Below are 21,409 nucleotides of genomic sequence, written 5' to 3'. Positions count from 1 at the left end.
TTTTTATTTATACATGTTTTAACAAATATGGTATCAATGACAGTCAAATCTTATTCTTTTAAAATTGATACTAATAAAAACTTTGAAATCATTGATATAACCTCTAAAATTAATGAGCTAATTGATATTGATGAAGGGATAATCTCCATTTTTTCAAGACATTCAACTTCAGCAATTGTCGTAAATGAAAATGAGTCTGGTTTATTGAGTGATTTGGAGTTAATTCTTAATGATTTGGTTTCAGATAAATTCAGCTATCAGCATGACAGAATTGACGATAATGCAAAGTCACATCTGAAATCATTTTTACTTTCTTCAAGTGAATGTCTGCCAATAAAAAATTCAAAACTTGATTTGGGCACTTGGCAATCCATTTTTTTCATAGAATTAGATGGGCCAAGACATCAAAGAACAATAACTTTGACAATGGTTGGTGAATAATTGCAAAGATGGACAATAATTTTAATAGGAATAATAATTCTATTATTAATTCTTATATTTGTTTTTAATAATTATGGTTCTCCACCTGCAGTGGACAATTACACTCAAATTGAAATACAGATGAGAAAATTGTGGTATTGAAAAAGAATCTATTTGTTGATAAATTCAATTTCAAATGCAATAACAGGATACTCTAAAGTGAAATTAGTTATGACTTCAGGTGATACTTCACCGAAGAATCCTTTAATTGTACCCTTTTGAGCCTCACCGACAACATCAGCAACTCTTCCTTCAATGAATGTCTTGTTTTCACTGTCGGAAATTTCCATAGTGTAGCCTAAATTGCCTAAGACACTTGTTACAACAGATTTGATTTCAGTAAAGTTTGCTGTTGAATGGCAAATCAAAGCGGCTAATTTTTTAGATGACCTTGTTTTATTTTCCTTTTCATCATCTATGTATAGGATGTCCCCGATTTCAAATATCTTTTGAGGCAAGTCTTCATGCTTGTTGTCTTCTAAAAATTCCATTAAACTGTTAATCAAACTGGTTCTAATCATTGTTCTGTCGATTGTTATAGGTCTTGCAACCTGGACATGGTCTTCTTCAGGTTGGTTCATCTTTTCATAATGCGCCTCTTCATTTGTAAGCATTAGGCTCATTACCTCTTGAAAACCCATGCCGACCATCACTTCACGGATAGTACTTTCTGCCTTAAACCAGTTGTTTTCATAAGCTACAGTATTTATGTCCGGCAATTTTGCTTCAACTGAGTTGATGTGGTATTGCACTGCAATATTTTCAACGACATCAACTTCGTGTAGAATGTCAACTCTGTAAGATGGAATAATTGCTTTGACTTCATTGTCATTGATGATTTCAGCGTCAAAACGTGCTTTTAGAAGCAATTCTTTAATATCTTCTGCAGTAAGGTCTGTTCCACCAATCAATTCATTTGCAGTATCGACGTGAACACTTTGCTCTTGAGGAGTTAAGTCAGGACTTACTATTGTTTTATCCGCATATCTTACTTCCATGCTTTTGATTTGACCGCCAACTTCTGCAAAGGATGAGCATATGATATTCAATGCCTGATTGACTGCCCTTTCATCAGTTCCAGTCACATCAACGATAATGTTTTTGGTGTCCTCCTTGATTTTGGTTAACTCGCCGTTGATGATTGGCGGCATTGAAAGAACATTGTCTTCACAATCAAGGATTAAAGGATATTTGTCAAACTCTTCAATCAAATGAGCATAGGCTTTACCTTTGTCATGTTCGGTCAGGATTTCATGTGGAGTCATTGGAGTATCTTTTTCAAGTGCAACAAAGGCATTCGCATCTTTTTCGGTTGCAATGTATTTAAATGGAGCTTTAACAACATCTGCATTGTGAATACCTATAGCTACCTTTTTCCTGTCTCTTCCGATTACCCAGTGAAGGTTTTCCTGGAAATCCATGATGTACTTGAGTTTGTCTCCGGTAAAATCTACATCATCGATTTTAGCAAATCCTATGTAAGGTCTGATTTTAGCGACATCAGCGTCCACTTCAACATATTCTCCGGAATCTTCAACTTTATAATCAGGAAGACCAGTCTCTTGACCAATAAATCCTTTAAAAGATCTGGCTACGCCTTCAACAGATAAGTTGTCCGGACGGTTTGGGAAGAATTCAACTTTAATTTCTTCGTCATCAAAGTCTTCAATATCACTGGACATCATAGGTAAAGTGTCTATTAATTCGTCTTTTTCCATATCTATTCCTAAATCTTTTAAATCTTGATACTTAAATGTAATAACTGGCATTTAATAACTCCAATAAACTATTTTTAAAATCCAAATATTATAATGAAGAATAGAGATTCAACAACAAAGTGAAGCGCTCTATGTTCTAGTTCTCCCATATTTCGTATGAGTACGGTATGGGTTATATCGATTACAAAATGAATAAGGGCCGCTAGAATTCCGATAATTGGATTTAAGAACACTATTGATATGACTACAAGATGAAATCCGGCTTCCATTATTTCATGTGCCAACCAGGTCTGCCAGGTTGTTTTTGTGGTTTGCTGAATTAGCCCTCCTAAAACGACGTAAAAATTATTTAAAACTTTCCACATAAGTGTTGTGTGCAATACATCGCTGATAGCCAATACAATAGCAACATAAAACCATAATAAGTGCATTTTAAACAGTCCTTTTATTTTTTTAATTTATAATATTATTATTTATTAATTTTTGTATATAATATAATTATCTATTATTTGATTTGATTAAGTTAATATTTTTAAATAATAAAATACATATTTAATAATATTATTTTTACTTAATTATTTTAGGAGAAAATATATGTCAAACGAAGAGATTCCTAAAGACTATGATTTCAAAAAAGAAAAAGAATGGGAGAAGAAATGGGAAGATGAAAACATCTACAAATACATTGGTGATGGTTCTCGTCCTAGATATGTTATTGACACTCCCCCACCATACCCAACAGGAGCAATTCACTTAGGACATGTCCTGAATTGGGTTTATATTGATATGAATGCAAGATATAGGAGACAAAAGGGATTTGACGTTTTATTCCCTCAGGGATGGGACTGCCATGGTCTTCCAACTGAAGTAAAAGTTGAAGAAACTCACAACATCAATAAAAATGATGTTTCAAGAGCTCAATTTAGACAATATTGTATTGATTTGACCACTAAAAACATTGCAAGCATGAAAGCAGACATGAAGGCAATGGGTTATTCACAGGATTGGACACGTGAGTTTGTAACTATGAATCCCGAATACATGAAAAGAACTCAATATTCCTTTTTAAAAATGTATGAAGACGGGTTAATCTATCAAGGGATTCACCCAGTAAACTGGTGTCCTCGTTGTCAGACAGCTATTGCATTTGCAGAAGTTGAATATTCAGACAATACCACATTTTTAAATTATGTTAATTTCCCGCCTGCAGTTGAAGATTCATATGCAGACATTGCTTCATCACAAGAATCCGGTAAACAGGCTGACCCTAAGGATGAAGGTATTTTAATTGCAACCACCCGTCCGGAATTAATGTCTGCATGTGTAGCGGTTGTAATACATCCGGAAGACGAAAGGTACACTCACCTTTTAGGCAAATATGTGGAAGTGCCTTTATCTCACCAAAAAGTAAAAATTATTGCCGATGAAGAAGTAGACCCTGAATTCGGTACTGGTGCAGTAATGATTTGTACATTTGGGGATAAGACTGACGTAAGCTGGGTACAAAAATATGACCTGGAAATCATTAATGCAATCGATGAAACAGGTACATTAACCAGTGCTGCCGGAAGATATGAAGGAATGGACTTGCAAAGCTGTAAAAAACAAACAATTGAGGATTTGGATAGCGAAGGCTACTTGTTAAAGCAGGAACAAGTTGACCAAAATGTAGGTCAATGCTGGAGATGCAAAACCCCTATTGAAATTCTTGTTAAAAAACAATGGTTTGTGGCTGTAAGGGATTTAATAGAAAAAACCAAAACTGCAGCAGATGAAATGAAATGGGTGCCTGAGCATATGAAATCCCGTATGGTGAACTGGGCAGATTCCATGGAATGGGACTGGTGTATTTCAAGACAAAGAATATTTGCAACACCAATTCCGGTATGGTATTGTAAGGACTGTGGAAAAGTTATTTTGCCTGATGCAGAAGACTTGCCTATTGATCCAACTGTGGACACTCCAAAACATGCATGTGAATGCGGATGTGAAGAGTTTATTCCGGAAGAAGACGTTTTGGATACATGGATGGATTCCTCAATCTCACCATTATCCATTGCAGGATGGCCTGATGAAGATTATGTAAACCATTTCCCATCAAACATCCGTCCGCAAGGACATGACATCATCCGTACATGGGCGTTTTACACTACTTTAAGATGTTTGGCTTTAACCGGTCAAAAACCATTCGACGATATTGTAATCAACGGTATGGTATTCGGTGAAGACGGAAACAAAATGAGTAAATCAAGGCCAGAATTCGTAGTAGGGCCCGAAGAGGTCATTGAACAGTACGGCGCTGACTCCTTGAGAACATGGGCTGCCAACAGTGTTCCTGGCTCTGATGTAATATTTGACTGGAAGGATATTAAACATGGATACAGGTTCCTCAGAAAATTCTGGAATGCATTCAGATTCATTAGCATGCAAATCTTTGATGAAGAAGTTTCATATGAAGATGTTAAGGATAATTTAGGACCTCTTGATTTATGGATTTTATCCAAATTGAATAATTTGAATAAAACTGTTGATGAAGCATTTGCAGATTATAACTTTGCAGAAACCATAACATCCATTGAAAGGTTCTTCTGGCATGATTTCTGTGATGAATACATTGAAGCCGTAAAATACAGGCTATACACTGATGTAAGTGACGAGTCAAGAAGAGCTGCAAAATACACTTTAAGAACTGTAGTTGAAACTTCACTAAAATTATTGGCTCCAATTGCCCCATTCTTTACAGAAGAGGTTTACCAATACTTTGGTGATGAATCAATTCACAACACCTTATGGCCTGAAGTTTATGATGAATTGATAAGTGAAGAGATGGAAAACAAGGGTGAAACTACCGTCGAGCTGATTGATGAGGTCAGAAGATTCAAGTCCGCCTCCAAAATCCCATTAAATGCGGAGCTTGCTGAAGTGAATGTGTACACTTCTGATGATTCTCTTGTTGAAGTATTCAATGATTTTGACGATGACATTAAAGGAACATTAAAAATCAATGATTTGGCAATCAGTTCCGGAAAACCTGAAGTTCATGAGAAAATCATCGAAGTTGAACCGGACATGTCTCAAATCGGACCTAAGTTCAAAGGGGATGCAGGCAAAATCATCGGTTATCTAAAATCAACTGATATTGATGAAATCGGTGCGGTTTTAGAAGAAAACCATGAATTGACAATTGGTGAAATTGTAGTTCCTGAAGACATGTTGAACATCAAAAAAGAGATTGTCGGAGCATCCGGTAAAAAAGTGGATATCCTACAATCTGAAAACTTAGACATGATTGTGGAAGTAATTAGATAATTACTTCTCTAAATTTCTTTTTTTTATAAATTATTAAATATCATTTTCTATTTCTTTAATTACTTTTGCTGGAACTCCGACTGCAAGAGAATTATCCGGGATATCCTTGTTTACAACTGCCCCTGCACCGATTACAACATTATTTCCAATTGTAACTCCAGGAAGAACTGTCACATTTCCCCCTAACCAGACATCATCGCCAATGTGTATTTCGCTTGCTTGAGCTAAATGGTCGCGACGTCCTTTTGGGCTTAAAGGATGGCCAACGGTTGTTATTAAAGTATTTGGGCCAATCATTACATTGTCCCCAATATAGACTTCTTTAATATCCAGAATAGTTAAATTAAAGTTTCCAGTAAAATTATTCCCAATGAAAATGTTTTTACCGTTATCAAAACAGAACCGTTTGGCAATCCAAACCTTTTCACCCACAGAACCCAATATATCGGTTAAAACTTCATGTTGTTTTTCTAAATCGTCTTCATCAAGTGAATTGAATATATTGGCATTTTCGATTGCCTTTAATTTCATTAAGGATATTTCTTCATCATCGTAGCAGTATTCAAGTCCGGCCTTCATCTTTTCAATTTCTTTCATAGTTAAATATATTATTAATTTTAGTTAAAAATAATAGTGATAAAATGATTCTTAAGGTTAAAAATATTTCAGAAATAGGTGGAGTTGTTAAAGCGCCGCCTTCCAAAAGTTATTCTCACAGAGCAATAATTTTGGCTTCTTTAGCTAAGGGCACTTCAAAGCTATATGACATGTTATACTCTGAAGATACTTTGGCTTCAATAAGGGTTTGTAAGGCTTTGGGAGCGCAAATAAATAAAACTGATGAATATTTGGAGGTTGTTGGTACTGGAGGAAAATTGCATAATTCTCAAAATGCTCCAATTGATCTTGCCAATTCTGGAACTACCTTAAGGTTAATGACATCAGTTTCGGCCATAAGCGATAATGAGGTTATTTTAACCGGTGATGAATCGTTAAAAACAAGGCCTATGGGATTGTTGATGGCTGCATTACATTCTTTAGGGGTTACAACAGAATCCTTAAATGACAATGAAAAAGCACCAATATTGATTAAACCGGGTTATCTTGGTGGTGAAACTAACATTTATGGTAATGTTAGCTCACAATTCATTTCATCAATTTTAATATCTTCACCATTATCTAAACATGGTGTTACATTGTACGTATTGCCTGAATTTAAATCAAGGCCATATGTCAACATGACATTGGATATAATGAGAAAATTTGGTGTTAAAACGTTAAAAGGATATTATTTAAAGCATGATAATTGTGATAAGCAACATCAAAGCTGCAGAATTGATGAGTTTAAAGTTATGAAACAGGAGTATATTTCATGTGATTATACTGTTGAAGGAGATTACTCATCCGCATCTTATTTGCTTGCGTTAATAGCCATCAATGGTGGAAAAGCTAAAATAAAAAATCTATTCAGAAATTCTAAGCAAGGGGATAAGGCAATTTTGGATATTCTACAACAAATGGGTGCCAAAATTATCCGTGGCGAAGATTATGTCGAAATAGGTTCCAATGGTCAGCTTAAAGCTATTGATGTTGATTTGTCTAATGCTCCGGATTTATTGATTACCGTGGCAGTGCTTGCAGCGATTGCTGAAGGAACTACAAACATTACAGGTGTTGCTCATGCAAGAGTTAAGGAAACCGATAGAATTGATACTACTTGCAGAGAACTCGAAAAGTTAGGATGTAAATTGGTTGAAAGAGAAGATGGAATGAGCATAACTGGCGGCGTAACATCAGGTGTTGTAGATTCCCATGGAGATCACCGATTGGCCATGGCATTTTCACTAATTGGTTTAAAACATGACATCACAATTACAAATGGAGAAGTATTTGACGTGTCTTTTCCAAATTTCATTGAATCAATGGCAGAACTTGGATTTGAATTGGAGTTGGTATAATGAATAAAGAAGAAAGAGTGATTGAACTTGTCAATCAACTGGATAATACTTTTGAGATAAGAACATTTTTAGACCAAGACCCTTATCGGGTGCTGGTTAGAACAATTTTGTCCCAAAGAACAAGGGATGAAAATACTGATCAGGCTACTGAAAACCTATTTTCTAAATATAAAGACATTTATGAAGTTGTTGATGCTCCGATTGATGATGTAAAGGAACTAATTAAACCTGCCGGCTTTTATAATGTTAAAGCTGCAAGAATTCAGGAAGTTTCACAGATTCTAATTGATGAGTATGGTGGGGAAGTTCCGGATACCTTGGATGAACTCGTTAAACTTCCGGGCGTTGGCCGTAAAACCGCAAATTGTGTTTTGGTATTTGCGTTTGACCTGCCTGCAATTCCGGTTGATACTCATGTTCACAGAATTTCCAATCGTTTAGGTCTGGTTGATACTAAAGAGCCTGAAGAAACTGAAGTTGAACTTTCAAAAATAGCTCCAAAAGATTTGTGGGTAAAATTAAATGATTTGATGGTTCAGTTTGGTCAAAATATTTGCAAACCAATAGGGCCTAAGTGTGAAATTTGTCCCTGTACTGAAATTTGTGATTATTTTGATGAAAATATTTAATTTTTTCACATTAAAAATTTAGTTTTTCCAAAACATTTATAAACTAAAACATTGTTATATAACAATAGTTATTATAACAAATGTTATATTAACTAAAGATAACCCTTTAAATATGCCTTTAAAAACAATTAATATATAGGAGAAATAAATTATGGCAAATATTCCAAAATTAAAAAGAGGAGTTTTAGATAGCATAACTGATGCTATTGGAAACACTCCAATCGTAAGACTAAACAATTTAACAAAAGATTTAGAAGCGGAAGTTGATGTAAAAATAGAATCATTCAACCCGACAGGTAGTGTCAAGGACCGTGTTGCAGTTGCAATGATTGAAGATGCAGAGGAAAAAGGTTTACTCAAAACAGGTTCAACTATCATCGAACCTACAAGTGGAAACACTGGTATTGGACTTGCATTTGCGGCGGCAGCTAAAGGTTATAAATTAATTTTAACAATGCCTGACACAATGTCCATTGAAAGAAGAAAATTCTTAAGCGTTCTTGGAGCTGAACTTGTTTTAACTCCTGGAGCTGATGGAATGGGTGGAGCAATCGCAAAAGCTAATGAATTACAAGATGAAACTCCTGACTCAATTATTTTAGGTCAATTTGACAATCCTGCTAATGTAAAAATTCATGCTGAAACTACTGCTCAGGAAATTTTAAGAGATACTGAAGGAAAAGTTGATATTGTAATTGGCGGTGTAGGTACCGGAGGAACAATTACCGGAATAGGTAAAGTTCTTAAAAAGGAAGTTCCTGATGTAAAAATTGTTGCCGTTGAGCCAAAAGACTCACAAACATTGGGCAAAGGTGAAAAGGGACCTCACAAAATCCAAGGTATTGGAGCAGGCTTTGTTCCTTCCATCTATGACGCTGATGTGATTGATGAAATTATTCCGGTTGCAAATGAGGATGCTGGAAACACTTTACTTGCTTTAGCTAAAAAAGAAGGTATATTTTCAGGTATTTCCTCTGGAGCCGCAACTTGGGCTGCTTTAGATTTAGCTAAAAAAGAAGAAAATAAAGGTAAAAGAATAATAGCCATCTTACCAGATAATGGTGAAAGATATCTCTCTGTAGATTGGTTATTTGAATAAGAATAACTATATATACCATATGTTATATAATTTTAGTATATCAATCTTTGAGGTTTACTAATGTTCGATAATTTAAGGGATGAAATTAAAGCTATTAAAGAAAAAGATCCTGCAGCAAGATCTACATTAGAGATTTTTCTATGTTATCCAGGATTTTATGCTTTGTTATTCCATAGGGTCAGTCATTGGCTATGGAATCATTCTTTAAAGCTATTGGCTCGTATAAATTCTAATATAGCAAGATTTATTACAGGAATTGAAATTCATCCCGGTGCAACATTTGGTAAACGAGTTTTCATTGATCATGGAATGGGTGTTGTTGTTGGTGAAACAGCAATTGTTGGTGATGATGTATTGTTATATCAAGGTGTTATCCTTGGAGGAACCAGTACAGAAAAAACCAAAAGACATCCAACTCTTGAACGTGGAGTTATTGTTGGTGCAGGCGCTAAAGTAATGGGAAATATTACAATAGGTGAGTATTCCAAAATTGGTACTGGTGCTGTTGTGCTTAAGGATGTTCCTCCAGATTCAACTTGTGTTGGGGTTCCGGGACGTATCGTAAAACGTAAAGGTGTTCCTCACAAAGAAGTTGACCTTGACCATGATAAACTCCCAGACCCTGTTGCTGATGCAATCAGAACTCTTGAACAACACCTCAAGGAAAATGATGAACGCTTTAGAATATTATTCGATAAACATGAAATTTGTTTAGCAGATGATATTCGGGACGAACAAGAAGATTTAGAGGATTTGTTTAAAAAATAGAAGGGATTTTATGAAACCACCTTGTGAAGTAGTTGTATGGTATGTAATACCGGCTATTAGGTCAGAATTAGCCAAAGAACTTTTAAATTTGGGTATGAGACAAAAAGATGTTTCTGAACTTATGGACATCACACAACCTGCTGTATCTCAGTATATAACTGATAAAAGGGGTAGCGGTATTAAACTTGATGAGAATGTCAGAAAAATGGTTAAGGATTTTGCTCAAGAGTTGGCGGATGGAACAGCTACAAAAGCTCAATTGATTGGAAGAACTTGTGCTATATGTAGGCATGTAGAAACTGCAGATGTTTTAGAACAACTCAACATTGATAAGTCCGAACTTGGGGAAGACTGCCAATCTTGTTTAGGTTCTGAAACAAATAATTGCTAAAATATTGGATTTTATAGTAAAGTATTTAAACTATTAATAACCAATATTTTATTATACTTTAATTTTAGTGGCAAGTTTACCGAGTGGCTTAGGTGTGTGGCTGCAGACCATAATACGGGGGTTCAAGTCCCTCACTTGCCTTTCTTTTAATTAATAAATTATTTTTTTTGCGGAGATATTTTTATGGATGTTTATTCAACATTAACTCGTAGTAAACAGACTTTTGAAACAATAAATAAAAACAGAGTTAACTTGTTTGTTTGTGGCCCTACTGTTTACGACGATGCTCACATAGGTCATGGAAGGACTTACATATCTTTTGATACAATTAAAAGATATTTGGAATATAAAGGATATGCAGTATTTTATATTCAAAACATTACTGATATTGATGATAAGATTATTAACAGGTCAAAAGAAAGCGGAATTCCTGCTAATGAATTGGCCCGCAAGTTCGAAAAAAGATACATTGAAGACATGAATAAATTAAATGTCAATGGTGTCAATTTATTTGCAAGAGCAACTGATCACGTTGATGAAATATTGGACCAAATTCAAAGATTAATTGATAAGGGTTACGCTTATGAAACTGAAGACGGGGTTTACTTTGAAATAGATAAATTCCCTGAATTTGGTAAGTTATCCAATAGGAATATTGAAGAGTTGGAGTCTCACAGAGACATTGCCGAAACCACAAAGAAAAATCCACAGGACTTTGCACTCTGGAAAAAACGTGTTGGAGTTGATGAGCCTACCTGGCCATCCCCATGGGGTGATGGAAGACCTGGATGGCATATTGAAGATACTGCCATTACTGAATACTACTTTGGACCTCAATATGATGCTCATGGTGGAGGCCTGGATTTGATTTTCCCTCACCACGAAGCGGAAATCACACAAATGGAAGCGGTTTCAGGCAAAGCTCCAATGGTTAAATTCTGGTTACACACAGGATTTTTAAATGTAAATGGAGAAAAAATGTCAAAATCACTAAATAACTTCATTACTATTCGTGATTTGTTAAAAGACTATGAAGCTGAAACCTTCAGATTCTTTGTGTTATCTACTCACTACAGAAGTCCGATTGACTTTTCAAAGGATTCACTTCATCAATCTGAAAGAAGCTTAGAGAGAATCAGAAAATACTATGAACTTTTGGATGTTGAGGTTACAGAAGAGTTTAATTCTGATTATGATGTGTTGGATAAATGGTCAGCCGAATTCTTTAACAGTATGGATGATGACTTTAACACTCCAAAAGCTATTGCAGCTATTTTTGGATTAATCAATGATTCCAAAAATGAATTGGATAACTTAAGTGTTGAAGATAAAGTAGCTATCAAGGCATTTTTGGATGATGCAAGCCATATATTCGGCGTTAGCTTTGAAACTGAGGAGGTCAGTGCGGCTTCAGACGATTTGCTTGATGTAATTTCTGAAGTGAGATCTGAGCTAAGAGCTAACAAGCAATATGATTTATCAGATAAGATTAGAAATGATTTACAATCTTTAGGTTATGAGATTAATGACTAGGAGATTTTTCTCCTTCCACTATTTTTTTATAATTTTTATCAATAATTATTTAATCAGTAATTTTCTAAATATTAATTGATGAATGAAAAATGGAATAACTATTATGAATTTGCCTTATCCATATGGATATTACTTGACTTAATCTTTTTAACTAGTTCATTAGTTATTACTTTATCTACTAAATCATATTATAATTTAATTATTTTTGATACATGCTTATGTGCGGTATTGCTTATTGAATTCTTCTTTAGATTCTCTAAAGCCAAAAATAAAAAAAAGTTCTTCAAATCTAATTTCACGGAATTTATTGCAGGAATGCCATTTGATTTGTTGCTGTTTCCATTTCTACCATATGCAGGTGTACTATCCGTGCTGAAAGTTTTAAAGTTCATCAGAATCCTGATTTTGTTTGTACAATTATTTGAAGTCATAAACGTATTTCTAAAAGATACCTATTTGGATGAAATTTTTGGTATCTTTTTAATTATTATCATTTCATTCACTCTTGGTTTGTATTTGTTTGACCCAAGCATGAATAGTCTTTTTGACTCTTTATGGTTTGTTTTATCTACATTAACAACGGTAGGCTATGGCGATGTTTTGCCGAATTCAATGATTGGAAAGGTAATCAGTTTAATTCTTCTTATTGGTGGTGTGTTAATATTCAGTGCAGTCACAGGATCCATGGCATCATATTTCAATAAAAAATTATTAAATGAAGGTAGTGAGGAACTCAAATCGATTAACGAAAAATTAGATGCAACTCAAAAAGAGCTAAAGGAATTAAAAGAAGAAATAGCTAATTTGAATAAAAAATTAGAAGAAAAATAATTTTTTTGATAAAATATAACAACCTTTATATACTAAAAATAACAGATGTTATATTTGTATAACATTGTTTTATTTTTTACTTTGCTAATGTTTTTTAGGTATGCGAAACATTTATATATAAAAAATAACTATTGTTATATAATAATATAACGCGTGATATATTATTGATCAAATTAAATTATTAAGGTGATTATTAATGGCAAATAAAAATTATGGATTAGCAACATTAGGTGTACGTGCAGGACAACAACCAGACCCCGCGACAGGGGCTCAGGCGGTTCCGATTTATCAAACTACTTCATATGTATTTAAAGATTCAGATGAAGCTGCAAGGAGATTCGCCCTTCAAGAGTTTGGACAAATTTATTCCAGACTTACAAACCCAACTAGTGATGTATTTGAAGCAAGAATTGCTGCTATAGAAGGTGGTAACTCCGGTCTTTCAACATCAAGTGGTCTTGCAGCAATTTCATATGCAATCTTGAATGTAACTGAACCTGGAGACAATATCGTTTCTGCAGATAACCTCTATGGTGGAACATATCAGTTATTCAATTATACTTTCAAGGACTTGGCACGTGATGTTAAGTTTGTCAACTCTCAAGATTTACAGGCTTTTGAAGATGCAATCGATGAAAAAACCAAAGCAATTTATGTTGAATCAATTGGAAACCCGAAATTGGATGTCCCAGATTTTGAGGCACTTGCAGAAATTGCACATTCTCATGATATTCCATTGATTGTGGACAATACTGTAGGTGTTGGATTAGTCAGGCCATTGGAGCATGGAGCTGATGTAATTGCGGCATCCGCAACTAAATATGTTGGAGGTCATGGAACTGCAGTTGGAGGATACATTGTAGATTCAGGTAAATTCAACTGGGGTAATGGTAAGTTTGCAAACTTCACTAATCCTGATCCAAGCTATCACGGACTGGTATTTTGGGATGCATTCGGAGATGTTCCTGAGTTAGGAAACATTGCATTTACTGTAAGGGCTAGAGCAAGACTTTTAAGAGATTTGGGAGCAACCCAAGCACCTGTTCACAGTTTCATTTTCTTACAAGGGCTTGAAAGTTTAGATGTGCGTGTAAAAAGACATTCTGAAAATGCTTTAAAAGTAGCTAAATTTTTAGAATCCCATCCTAAAGTTAAATGGGTAAACTATCCTGGTTTGGAATCTCACCCTACCTATGAAGTCAACAAAAAATACTTGAAAGATAACTTCGCAGGTATTTTAGGTTTCGGTGTTGAAGGTGGAGAGGAAGCCGGAAGAAAAGTAATTGAAAAATTAGAGTTATTCTCAATTCTTGCAAATATTGGTGATGCAAAAAGCCTTGCAATTCACCCAGCAAGTACAACACATCAGCAATTGACTCCTGAAGAACAGGAAGCTACTGGTGTAACACCGGACTTCATAAGACTTTCAATAGGTTTAGAGGATGTGGATGATTTAATAGAAGACTTAAGTCAAGCATTAGATAGTATTTAAATAACTATCTAATCACTTAAAATATTTGAGGGTGCTTTAAAATTAATTAAAAATTGAAAATTTGGAGATTAAGGATGTATTTGGATAACTCAGCAACTACACAAGTTAGCAAAGAAGTTTTTGAAGAAATGAAACCATATTTTACTGAAGAGTTTGGAAACCCTTCAACTCTTTATAAAATTGGTCGTGAATCTAAAAAAGCATTAGATCAGGCTCGCCAAAGGGTGGCTGATGCAATTAATGCAAAACCTGAAGAAATCATATTCACAAGCGGGGGATCAGAATCTGATAATTTGGCCATCAAAGGAATAGCCTTTAAATTGGCTAAAAAAGGTAAACATATCATTACAACCAATATTGAGCACCCTGCTGTAAAAAACACTTTGGGATTTTTAGAATCTCTTGATTTCAAAGTTACCTACTTGCCAGTAAATGAGAATGGTATTATCAGTATTGAAGATTTAAAAGAAGCGATAACTCCTGAAACCATTTTAATAACTGTAATGCATGCAAATAACGAACTTGGTACAATTCAACCTATTGAAGAAATTGGTGAAATTGCCCGTGAAAAAGGAATTAAGTTCCACACAGACGCTGTGCAGAGTTTTGGTAAGATTGAAGTGGATGTTGAGAAATTAAATGTCGATTTGCTATCCTTATCCTCACATAAAATCAATGGTCCAAAAGGTGTTGGTGCATTATATATCAAAAAAGGAACTAGAGTTGTTCCTCTTATCCATGGGGGAGGTCAGGAAAGAGGCATCAGGTCAGGAACTGAGAATGTTCCGGGAATTGTTGGATTTGGAAAAGCTTGCGAGTTAGCTAGCCAACAATTGGATGAGCATTATGAAAAATTATCTTCAATTAGGGATGAAATCATTGATAAGGTGGTTACTACTATTCCTGAGGCATATTTAAATGGGGATAAAGAAAATAGATTACCTAACCTTGTCAACTTCAGATTTAAAGCTATTGAAGGTGAATCATTAATTCTTCTATTGGATGCTAAAGGTTATCAGGCTTCTACTGGTTCAGCATGCTCTTCCAATACTTTGGAAGCTTCCCCAGTATTGACTGCTTTAGGTCTTGACCCAGTGGATGTTCATGGATCTTTAAGAATATCATTAGCTCCTGAAAGCGAAAATTTTGATGTAGATGAATTTGTTAATGTTATTGCAGAATCCGTTTCCAGATTAAGGGAGATGTCACCTCTTTGGAATCAGGAACTGGATTATGATGGAGTAATGTGTAAAAAACATGGTGATGACTGTAGGATGTGTTAATTATGGATTATTCAGAAAAAGTTATGGATCATTTTGCTAACCCAAGAAACTGTAGAAAAATGGAAGATGCCAACGGTGTCGGAACTGTAGGAAACCCGACCTGTGGAGATTTAATGACAATTTACATTAAAGTCAATGATGATGAAGTCATTGAAGACATATCTTTCCAAACATTCGGTTGCGGAGCAGCAATTGCAACAAGCAGTATGATTACTGAAATTGCTGTTGGAAAAACATTGGATGAAGCTTTAAAAATATCTAGAAATGATGTTGCAGATGAATTGGATGGTCTTCCTCCAATTAAAATGCATTGTTCAAATCTAGCGGCAGATGGGCTTCAGGCAGCAATTGAGAATTATTATGAAAATAATCAATAATAATAAATACTTTAAGATATAAAATACTCTTTAATTAAATACGGAGATGTTTTATATGGCAAAAATATTAAAATGTGAAGAATGTGGAAGTATCATTCAAGTTTTAGCAATCGGTGATGAAAATACCTGCAATGACCATATGCTTGAAATTCCAGTACAAACTGAAGGAGAAAAATCTCCTAAACACAAACCGGTTGTAGAAATTGATGGTGACAAAGTGACCGTTAAAGTCGGTGAAGCTGCTCACCCAATGGATGATGACCATTACATCCAATTCTTAATTGTAGAAGCTGGTGATGAACAATTTGCAAAATGCTTCAAACCGGGTGATGTTGCAGAAGCAACTTTCACTGTTTCATCAACTGATGATGTAAAAGCATGTGCATTCTGTAATTTACATGGCCTTTGGTCCAGTGAATAAGTTTAAAATTCAATTTTAAACTTCTTTTTTTATTTTTTCATTAATATAAAAAATTTTAAATAACTTATTTTATATATTTTATATCGTGTCAAGCTATACTAAAGTAATAATTTTTATTTTCATTTTAGTTCTTATTTCAATAGCCATTGTCTTTATTGATAGTTCCATTGATAATATGAATAAATTAATGCCTGAAATCAGTGACGGCATTGTTAATGGGGACAATGATTATAATGAAGCTGTTAATTTAGTTAATGATAAAAATTATGGAGAATCAATGAACAAGGCTATTTCAGCCGGAAATAATTATAATGAAAGTCTATCTAAGTTGTATATTATAAGAGACAACTTCACTTCTGATGTTAATAGTGTTCATAAGGAGTATATTGATGATGCGATTTCAGAATTGGAACTGAAATTATTGGCTGTTGATAACTTGAAAGAAGCAATTAATTCTTTCAAAACACATTATAATTATACTGGCACAAGTTATGGTAATGAGGCTAATAGCTATATGGATCAAGCTATTCTTTATCGGGATGCAAGAGATGCATTGTTAAGCGATAATCCGGATTTATTTAAACAAAATTTTATTATTTAATTGAGGTTATAAAGTGAAAACTAAATGTCCGAAATGTAACGGTTTAGGTTCAGTTGTTGTGGATTATAGAGAATGCGATGCCTGTGGGGGAACAGGCTATGAAGATGATGCTTTTGATGTTGGAAATCATTTCAAAGGAGTTAATAGTAAAGCAAAAGCTAAATTTGACTTAGGTTCAGACCAAGATATCCCCTGTGAAGCATGCAATGGAAAAGGCCAAGTGGAAGTTTATGATGATTGTCCGCATTGTAAGGGAACCGGTCAGGTAAATGTCTGCCGCGACTGCGGAACATTGCTTGATGAAAAATATGATGTATGTGAAGAGTGTAAAGAAAAAAGAAAGGTTGAAAAAATGAAGCATGACGAATATGTGGCTCGGGAAAATGAAGTAAGGAAGGTTTATGTTTTAGATTCCCTATGTAAAATGGGTGATTTGGATCAGGATAAATTATACAGAGGAAAAATTACTAGAATTGAACATTATGGTGCTTTTGTATCTTTAAATAATAACGTTTGGGGATTAATGAGAGGTGATGTTTCCGAATATAAGGTCGGTGAGGAAATCATCGTATTCATCACAGCTATTAAATCAAGAGAAGGAAAAATTGATTTGGCTCCGGCTTATGTAAGCAAATATAAACTTGTTCGACTAACAAAATCTTTCCCAAGAACATTAATCGGAAAATTGGAAGAAAAAATGGGAAAGATGGTCCGTATTGATGGAGAGGTTCAACAGATTCAACAGACTTCAGGACCTACAATTTTCACCATTAATGATGAAAGTGGCGTTACATGGGTTGCTGCATTTGATAAGGCCGGTGAAAGGGCTTATCCAGAGATTGAAGTCGGGGATGCTATTCAAGTTGTAGGTGATGTCAATGAGCATGGCGGAAAAACTCAAATTGAGTCACAGTCAATCATTAAGTTAAGTCCTGAACAATCAGCAAAATTACATGATTTAATCGATGAGGCATTAGACAAAAGAGCCGAGCCTAATGATGTCGATTTCTTAGTCAAGAGTGATGTATTAAACAGACTTAAACCTAAGATGAGGGAAGCAGCTCATAAAATCAGAAGGGCTATTCTTGATGGAAGAACAATTCTGCTTAGGCATCATAATGATGCAGATGGTATCTGTGCAGGCGTTGCAATGGAAAAGGCATTAATTCCATTAATTGAATATGCAAATCCAAGTAATGATGCCCAATATTATTATTTCAAAAGGTCTCCAAGCAAGGCTCCATTTTATGAATTGGAAGATGTTGTTAAAGATTTATCATTTGCATTAGAAGACCAGGAAAGGCATGGTCAAAAATTGCCTTTAATCGTCTTATTGGATAATGGATCCACCGAAGAGGACATTGTAGCTTTAATGCAAGCAAAAATCTATGATATTGAAGTTGTTGTAATAGACCACCACTCCCCAGGTGAATTATTAACTACAGAGATAAGAGATGGTGAAATTGTTGGAGCGACAGTTGCTGTAGATGAATATGTGGATACTCATGTTAACCCTTATTTGGTTGGTGGAGATTCACAATTGACCGCCGGTGCTCTGGCCTGTGAAGTTGCACACATCATTAATCCTGCTGTAAAGGATTTGATAATGCATCTTCCGGCTGTTGCGGCGTTAGGTGACCATGCTGAGTCAGGTGAAGTTTATCAATACTTAGAATTGGCGGCTCAAAAAGGATTTACTAAAGAACATTTGGCACAAATTGCAGAATGTGTTGATTTTGAAGCTTACTTTTTAAGATTTATGAATGGTAGAGGAATAATGGACACAATTTTAGCTGTTGATAATTTGGACAAGCATGACAAAATGATCGATGCTTTATATAAGGAATATCTAAAAAGGGTCGATACACAACTTAAAGCAGCGATGCCTAATATTCAAAAAACCCAATTTGAAAATGGAATTTACTTCAATGTTATTGATGTTGAAAAATACGCACATAAATTCACATTCCCTGCTCCGGGCAAGACCTGTGGTTTTGTCCATGATAGGATAATTAAGGAATTGGGAGAGGATAAGCCAATTGTTACATTAGGTCATGGGCCTGATTTCGGAGTATTTAGAGCAACTGATGCAGTAAATGAAGAATATGGATTTAATGTAAATGACATAGTTTCTGTACTTGCTCAAAAAGTCCCTTCAGCAGGTATTGATGGCGGAGGACATGAATGTGCAGGATCAATCAAATATATTGAAGGGTTAAGCGAAGAGGTTTTATCTGAATTACTTAAGGAAATTCAGGCAATGTCTAAAAACTAATTGATGAGTATGGTTTTGGAGAATTATTGTCGTAAATGTGGTTGCAGGATACTGCCGAATGAACCTTTCTGTTCAAATTGCGGATTGAAAACAGGTCGCAGGGCATCTGATGATTTACATATTTTGACTCCTCCAATTCATAATATCGGTTTTTTTAATTTTGATATAGACTTTTCCCCATACATCTTAAGCAAAAGAAAAGACTTTAAATATGAAATTTGCACCTGCGGATATTTGAATGAAATTGATAATGAGTATTGTTATATGTGTGGAGCTAAACGCTCAGAAAGCAGGTTAGCCAGAATATTAAAAAACAAGTCCAAACCCCAATTTACAATTGGAAATATATTGTGTGAATGCGGGACAGTAAACTCTGAAGAAAATATATACTGCGAGATGTGTGGAAAGCAATTGAGGGTTGATTCAAAAAATAATTTTGATAATTACAGTAATTTTAATTTGGAATTCGAAGATTCGGTATTCTGTTTTTGTGGTGAAGAAAATGAAAGATTTGCATTATTCTGCAAAAATTGTGGTCTTCCATTAAAAAATTATGGAATATCTTCTGATATTTCACTTCTGTGCACTTGTTCCACTTTAAATGAAATTACTTCAGACTATTGTACTGAATGCGGGTCTAATTTAAAAAGGGAAAATTCAATCTTAATCTGTGTTTGCGGACATAAAAATAAAAGGGGATCTAAGTTTTGTGAAATATGCGAAAGACCTTTAAATCCTGTAAGAGTTATAAAATCAAAAATCGTTTGCAGCTGTGGTGAAATTCTTGATTGGAATTCTGATTTTTGCCCAAATTGCGGAAAAAATATAAAAAGAACAATTCTTCGTAAAAAATCAATAAATGGTACAGTTAAAAATATCAAAAGTATTTTGAGGTAATAATATGAGAAATTGCGATGTCTGTGGAACTTTAAACCTTAAGGAAAATAATTATTGCACTCATTGTGGCAATAAATTCATTACAGAACACATCTGTCCGTTTTGTGGTGAGATTAATCCAGACATTGCTGATTATTGTGTTAAATGTAAAAAACAGATTAATCCAATAACAATTGATGACTTTGACACTTTATTCACGGAATATAATGATAACCTATTAAAAAATGCCCATTTTAGTGATGAAGAATATAATGGAATTTTAGCAAATATTTTTGCAAGAGCAAAATATAGCAATATTTATGGAAATACTCCAAAGGATAGGATTTTGAGGCTGGCAAGTATTTTCACTGACTGTAAACCTAAATCAAGGGGATATGAAAGAGGATATATTTTTATTGATAATTGCATATATTATGATGATCGATTAGATGATTCGGTTCAAATTGCAACTATAATTCATGAATTGACTCATTATTTATTGTTTAGCATTATTGAAGATTTGTTATGCAATATCTTTAAGGTTAACACTTCAACAACTTTACAAAGCTTTGTCTGGTTTTATCTAACATTTCCTGAGTTTAAGATTATGAATGAATATTGCGCCCATACTGTTGAAGGAAGATTTATCCCTTATGGATATCAGAATTACGGGTCTTTTAATAGCTTGGTAAATGAGATGGGTTTTGATAGGGATTCCATAAACGATATGGTTGTTTTTGGAAATACATTTGCTAATGAAATCATTGTTTATTTGGAAAAGTACATCGATGCTGATTTAAGGGAAGATATTAAATTACAATATAAAAAGGATTTAAAAGCTCCGTCTAATGACTCCATTACCATTGAAACAAATGAATGTTTTTCACTTGGTATAAAAAATAGTGTTTTATTAAAATCATTATATGATATCTTAAAAATAGCTTCAAGAGAAGATGCCCGCAAAGAATTAGAAAATATTAAAAATGGTGTGGAGATATTCTAATCTTGTGTTTTCTCTTCTCTTTCTTTAATAGTATCTAAAACTTCTTTTCCGGTATCGGTTAGTCTGTATAATCTGCCTTTACGAGCTTCTTCATTTATACATTCAACAATCTCTTTACTTTTTAATTCACTTAAAACCTTTGAGATATGATTTGTCCTAATGCCACTGTCTTTTGCGATAGTAGTAGGAATTTTTACATCATCTCCAATTGATTTTAGTGTTTTTTCACGGTATTTAGAAATTTGAACATAGGAAGTTAACTTCAATAGTTCATCATTTTCTTTTGACATAATAAAGTATATAGTCTTTTATGTATAAAAGTTTTTATAACATGTTATTAGTTTGATATAACTATTTTAAACACC

The 21,409-nt window shown here is 34.3% G+C and carries 21 protein-coding genes and 1 tRNA gene; 18 read left to right on the top strand and 4 right to left on the bottom strand.

From position 1 onward, the window contains the following. Positions 1-36 precede the first annotated feature (36 nt). A complete protein-coding gene (locus tag IJI93_RS02515) occupies positions 37-441 on the top strand; it encodes a secondary thiamine-phosphate synthase enzyme YjbQ (RefSeq protein ID WP_292819555.1) in 405 nt (134 codons plus the stop codon). A 149-nt stretch (positions 442-590) separates the two neighbouring features. Here the strand turns inward: IJI93_RS02515 and pheT are convergent, their stop codons facing one another. Beyond that, positions 591-2,249: a phenylalanine--tRNA ligase subunit beta gene (pheT, locus tag IJI93_RS02510; RefSeq protein ID WP_292819432.1), complete on the bottom strand. Its 1,659-nt coding sequence runs from the start codon at positions 2,247-2,249 to the stop codon at positions 591-593. 23 nt (positions 2,250-2,272) lie between these two features. Further along, positions 2,273-2,629: a hypothetical protein gene (locus tag IJI93_RS02505; protein ID WP_292819430.1), complete on the bottom strand. Its 357-nt coding sequence runs from the start codon at positions 2,627-2,629 to the stop codon at positions 2,273-2,275. 163 nt (positions 2,630-2,792) lie between these two features. Between IJI93_RS02505 and IJI93_RS02500 the strand changes: the two genes are divergently transcribed. Then, the gene (locus tag IJI93_RS02500; protein ID WP_292819428.1) at positions 2,793-5,507 is read left to right on the top strand and encodes a valine--tRNA ligase; all 2,715 of its coding nucleotides are present in this window, start codon (positions 2,793-2,795) and stop codon (positions 5,505-5,507) included. 33 nt (positions 5,508-5,540) lie between these two features. Here IJI93_RS02500 and IJI93_RS02495 read toward each other — a convergent pair whose 3' ends face one another. Beyond that, the gene (locus tag IJI93_RS02495) at positions 5,541-6,104 is read right to left on the bottom strand and encodes a sugar O-acetyltransferase (protein WP_292819425.1); all 564 of its coding nucleotides are present in this window, start codon (positions 6,102-6,104) and stop codon (positions 5,541-5,543) included. 44 nt (positions 6,105-6,148) lie between these two features. On the opposite strand from IJI93_RS02495, the gene aroA reads away from it, so the two are divergent. The 16 genes from aroA (at position 6,149) to IJI93_RS02415 (ending at position 21,044) form a co-directional block, all read left to right on the top strand. Beyond that, positions 6,149-7,465, top strand: coding sequence for a 3-phosphoshikimate 1-carboxyvinyltransferase (gene aroA / locus IJI93_RS02490; protein ID WP_292819422.1), 1,317 nt, complete (start codon positions 6,149-6,151; stop codon positions 7,463-7,465). Beyond that, positions 7,465-8,094, top strand: a complete 630-nt coding sequence (nth, locus tag IJI93_RS02485) for an endonuclease III (RefSeq protein WP_292819419.1) — start codon at positions 7,465-7,467, stop codon at positions 8,092-8,094. Before aroA ends, nth begins: the two co-directional genes overlap by 1 nt. 151 nt (positions 8,095-8,245) lie before the next feature. Beyond that, entirely contained in the window at positions 8,246-9,193 is a 948-nt protein-coding gene (gene cysK / locus IJI93_RS02480) for a cysteine synthase A (RefSeq protein ID WP_292819416.1), read from the top strand. Between the two features lie 60 nt (positions 9,194-9,253). Continuing rightward, on the top strand, positions 9,254-9,961 hold the full coding sequence (gene cysE, locus IJI93_RS02475; protein WP_292819413.1) for a serine O-acetyltransferase: 708 nt from the start codon (positions 9,254-9,256) through the stop codon (positions 9,959-9,961). A gap of 10 nt (positions 9,962-9,971) precedes the next feature. Then, complete coding sequence (locus tag IJI93_RS02470) at positions 9,972-10,352, top strand: transcriptional regulator (protein ID WP_292819410.1); 381 nt, start codon at positions 9,972-9,974, stop codon at positions 10,350-10,352. A 69-nt stretch (positions 10,353-10,421) separates the two neighbouring features. Further along, a tRNA-Cys gene (locus IJI93_RS02465) sits at positions 10,422-10,493 on the top strand. A gap of 42 nt (positions 10,494-10,535) precedes the next feature. Further along, positions 10,536-11,885, top strand: a complete 1,350-nt coding sequence (gene cysS, locus IJI93_RS02460; RefSeq protein WP_292819407.1) for a cysteine--tRNA ligase — start codon at positions 10,536-10,538, stop codon at positions 11,883-11,885. Positions 11,886-11,963: 78 nt separating this feature from the next. Beyond that, a complete protein-coding gene (locus IJI93_RS02455; protein WP_292819404.1) occupies positions 11,964-12,716 on the top strand; it encodes an ion transporter in 753 nt (250 codons plus the stop codon). 196 nt (positions 12,717-12,912) lie between these two features. Then, positions 12,913-14,208, top strand: a complete 1,296-nt coding sequence (locus tag IJI93_RS02450) for an O-acetylhomoserine aminocarboxypropyltransferase/cysteine synthase family protein (RefSeq protein WP_292819401.1) — start codon at positions 12,913-12,915, stop codon at positions 14,206-14,208. A 74-nt stretch (positions 14,209-14,282) separates the two neighbouring features. Continuing rightward, positions 14,283-15,491: a cysteine desulfurase NifS gene (gene nifS, locus IJI93_RS02445; protein WP_292819398.1), complete on the top strand. Its 1,209-nt coding sequence runs from the start codon at positions 14,283-14,285 to the stop codon at positions 15,489-15,491. A gap of 2 nt (positions 15,492-15,493) precedes the next feature. Then, positions 15,494-15,868 carry a Fe-S cluster assembly scaffold protein NifU gene (gene nifU, locus IJI93_RS02440; protein ID WP_292785537.1) on the top strand — a complete coding sequence of 125 codons (375 nt, stop codon included), beginning with the start codon at positions 15,494-15,496 and terminating at the stop codon, positions 15,866-15,868. Positions 15,869-15,923: 55 nt separating this feature from the next. Next, positions 15,924-16,289: a desulfoferrodoxin family protein gene (locus IJI93_RS02435; RefSeq protein ID WP_292819395.1), complete on the top strand. Its 366-nt coding sequence runs from the start codon at positions 15,924-15,926 to the stop codon at positions 16,287-16,289. Between the two features lie 85 nt (positions 16,290-16,374). Continuing rightward, on the top strand, positions 16,375-16,890 hold the full coding sequence (locus IJI93_RS02430) for a hypothetical protein (RefSeq protein WP_292819392.1): 516 nt from the start codon (positions 16,375-16,377) through the stop codon (positions 16,888-16,890). A gap of 13 nt (positions 16,891-16,903) precedes the next feature. Continuing rightward, on the top strand, positions 16,904-19,165 hold the full coding sequence (locus tag IJI93_RS02425; RefSeq protein WP_292819389.1) for a DHH family phosphoesterase: 2,262 nt from the start codon (positions 16,904-16,906) through the stop codon (positions 19,163-19,165). A 3-nt stretch (positions 19,166-19,168) separates the two neighbouring features. Beyond that, on the top strand, positions 19,169-20,062 hold the full coding sequence (locus IJI93_RS02420; protein ID WP_292819386.1) for a zinc ribbon domain-containing protein: 894 nt from the start codon (positions 19,169-19,171) through the stop codon (positions 20,060-20,062). 4 nt (positions 20,063-20,066) lie between these two features. Then, positions 20,067-21,044 carry a zinc ribbon domain-containing protein gene (locus IJI93_RS02415; protein ID WP_292819383.1) on the top strand — a complete coding sequence of 326 codons (978 nt, stop codon included), beginning with the start codon at positions 20,067-20,069 and terminating at the stop codon, positions 21,042-21,044. Here IJI93_RS02415 and IJI93_RS02410 read toward each other — a convergent pair. Further along, on the bottom strand, positions 21,041-21,334 hold the full coding sequence (locus IJI93_RS02410; protein ID WP_292819378.1) for a winged helix-turn-helix domain-containing protein: 294 nt from the start codon (positions 21,332-21,334) through the stop codon (positions 21,041-21,043). The genes IJI93_RS02415 and IJI93_RS02410 overlap by 4 nt on opposite strands. Positions 21,335-21,409: the final 75 nt, after the last annotated feature.

Source organism: Methanobrevibacter sp. (genome assembly GCF_017431965.1).
Lineage (GTDB): Archaea > Methanobacteriota > Methanobacteria > Methanobacteriales > Methanobacteriaceae > Methanocatella.
The sequence above is the reverse complement of the archived record's forward strand: the minus strand, read 5'-3'. Positions and strand labels throughout refer to the sequence as shown.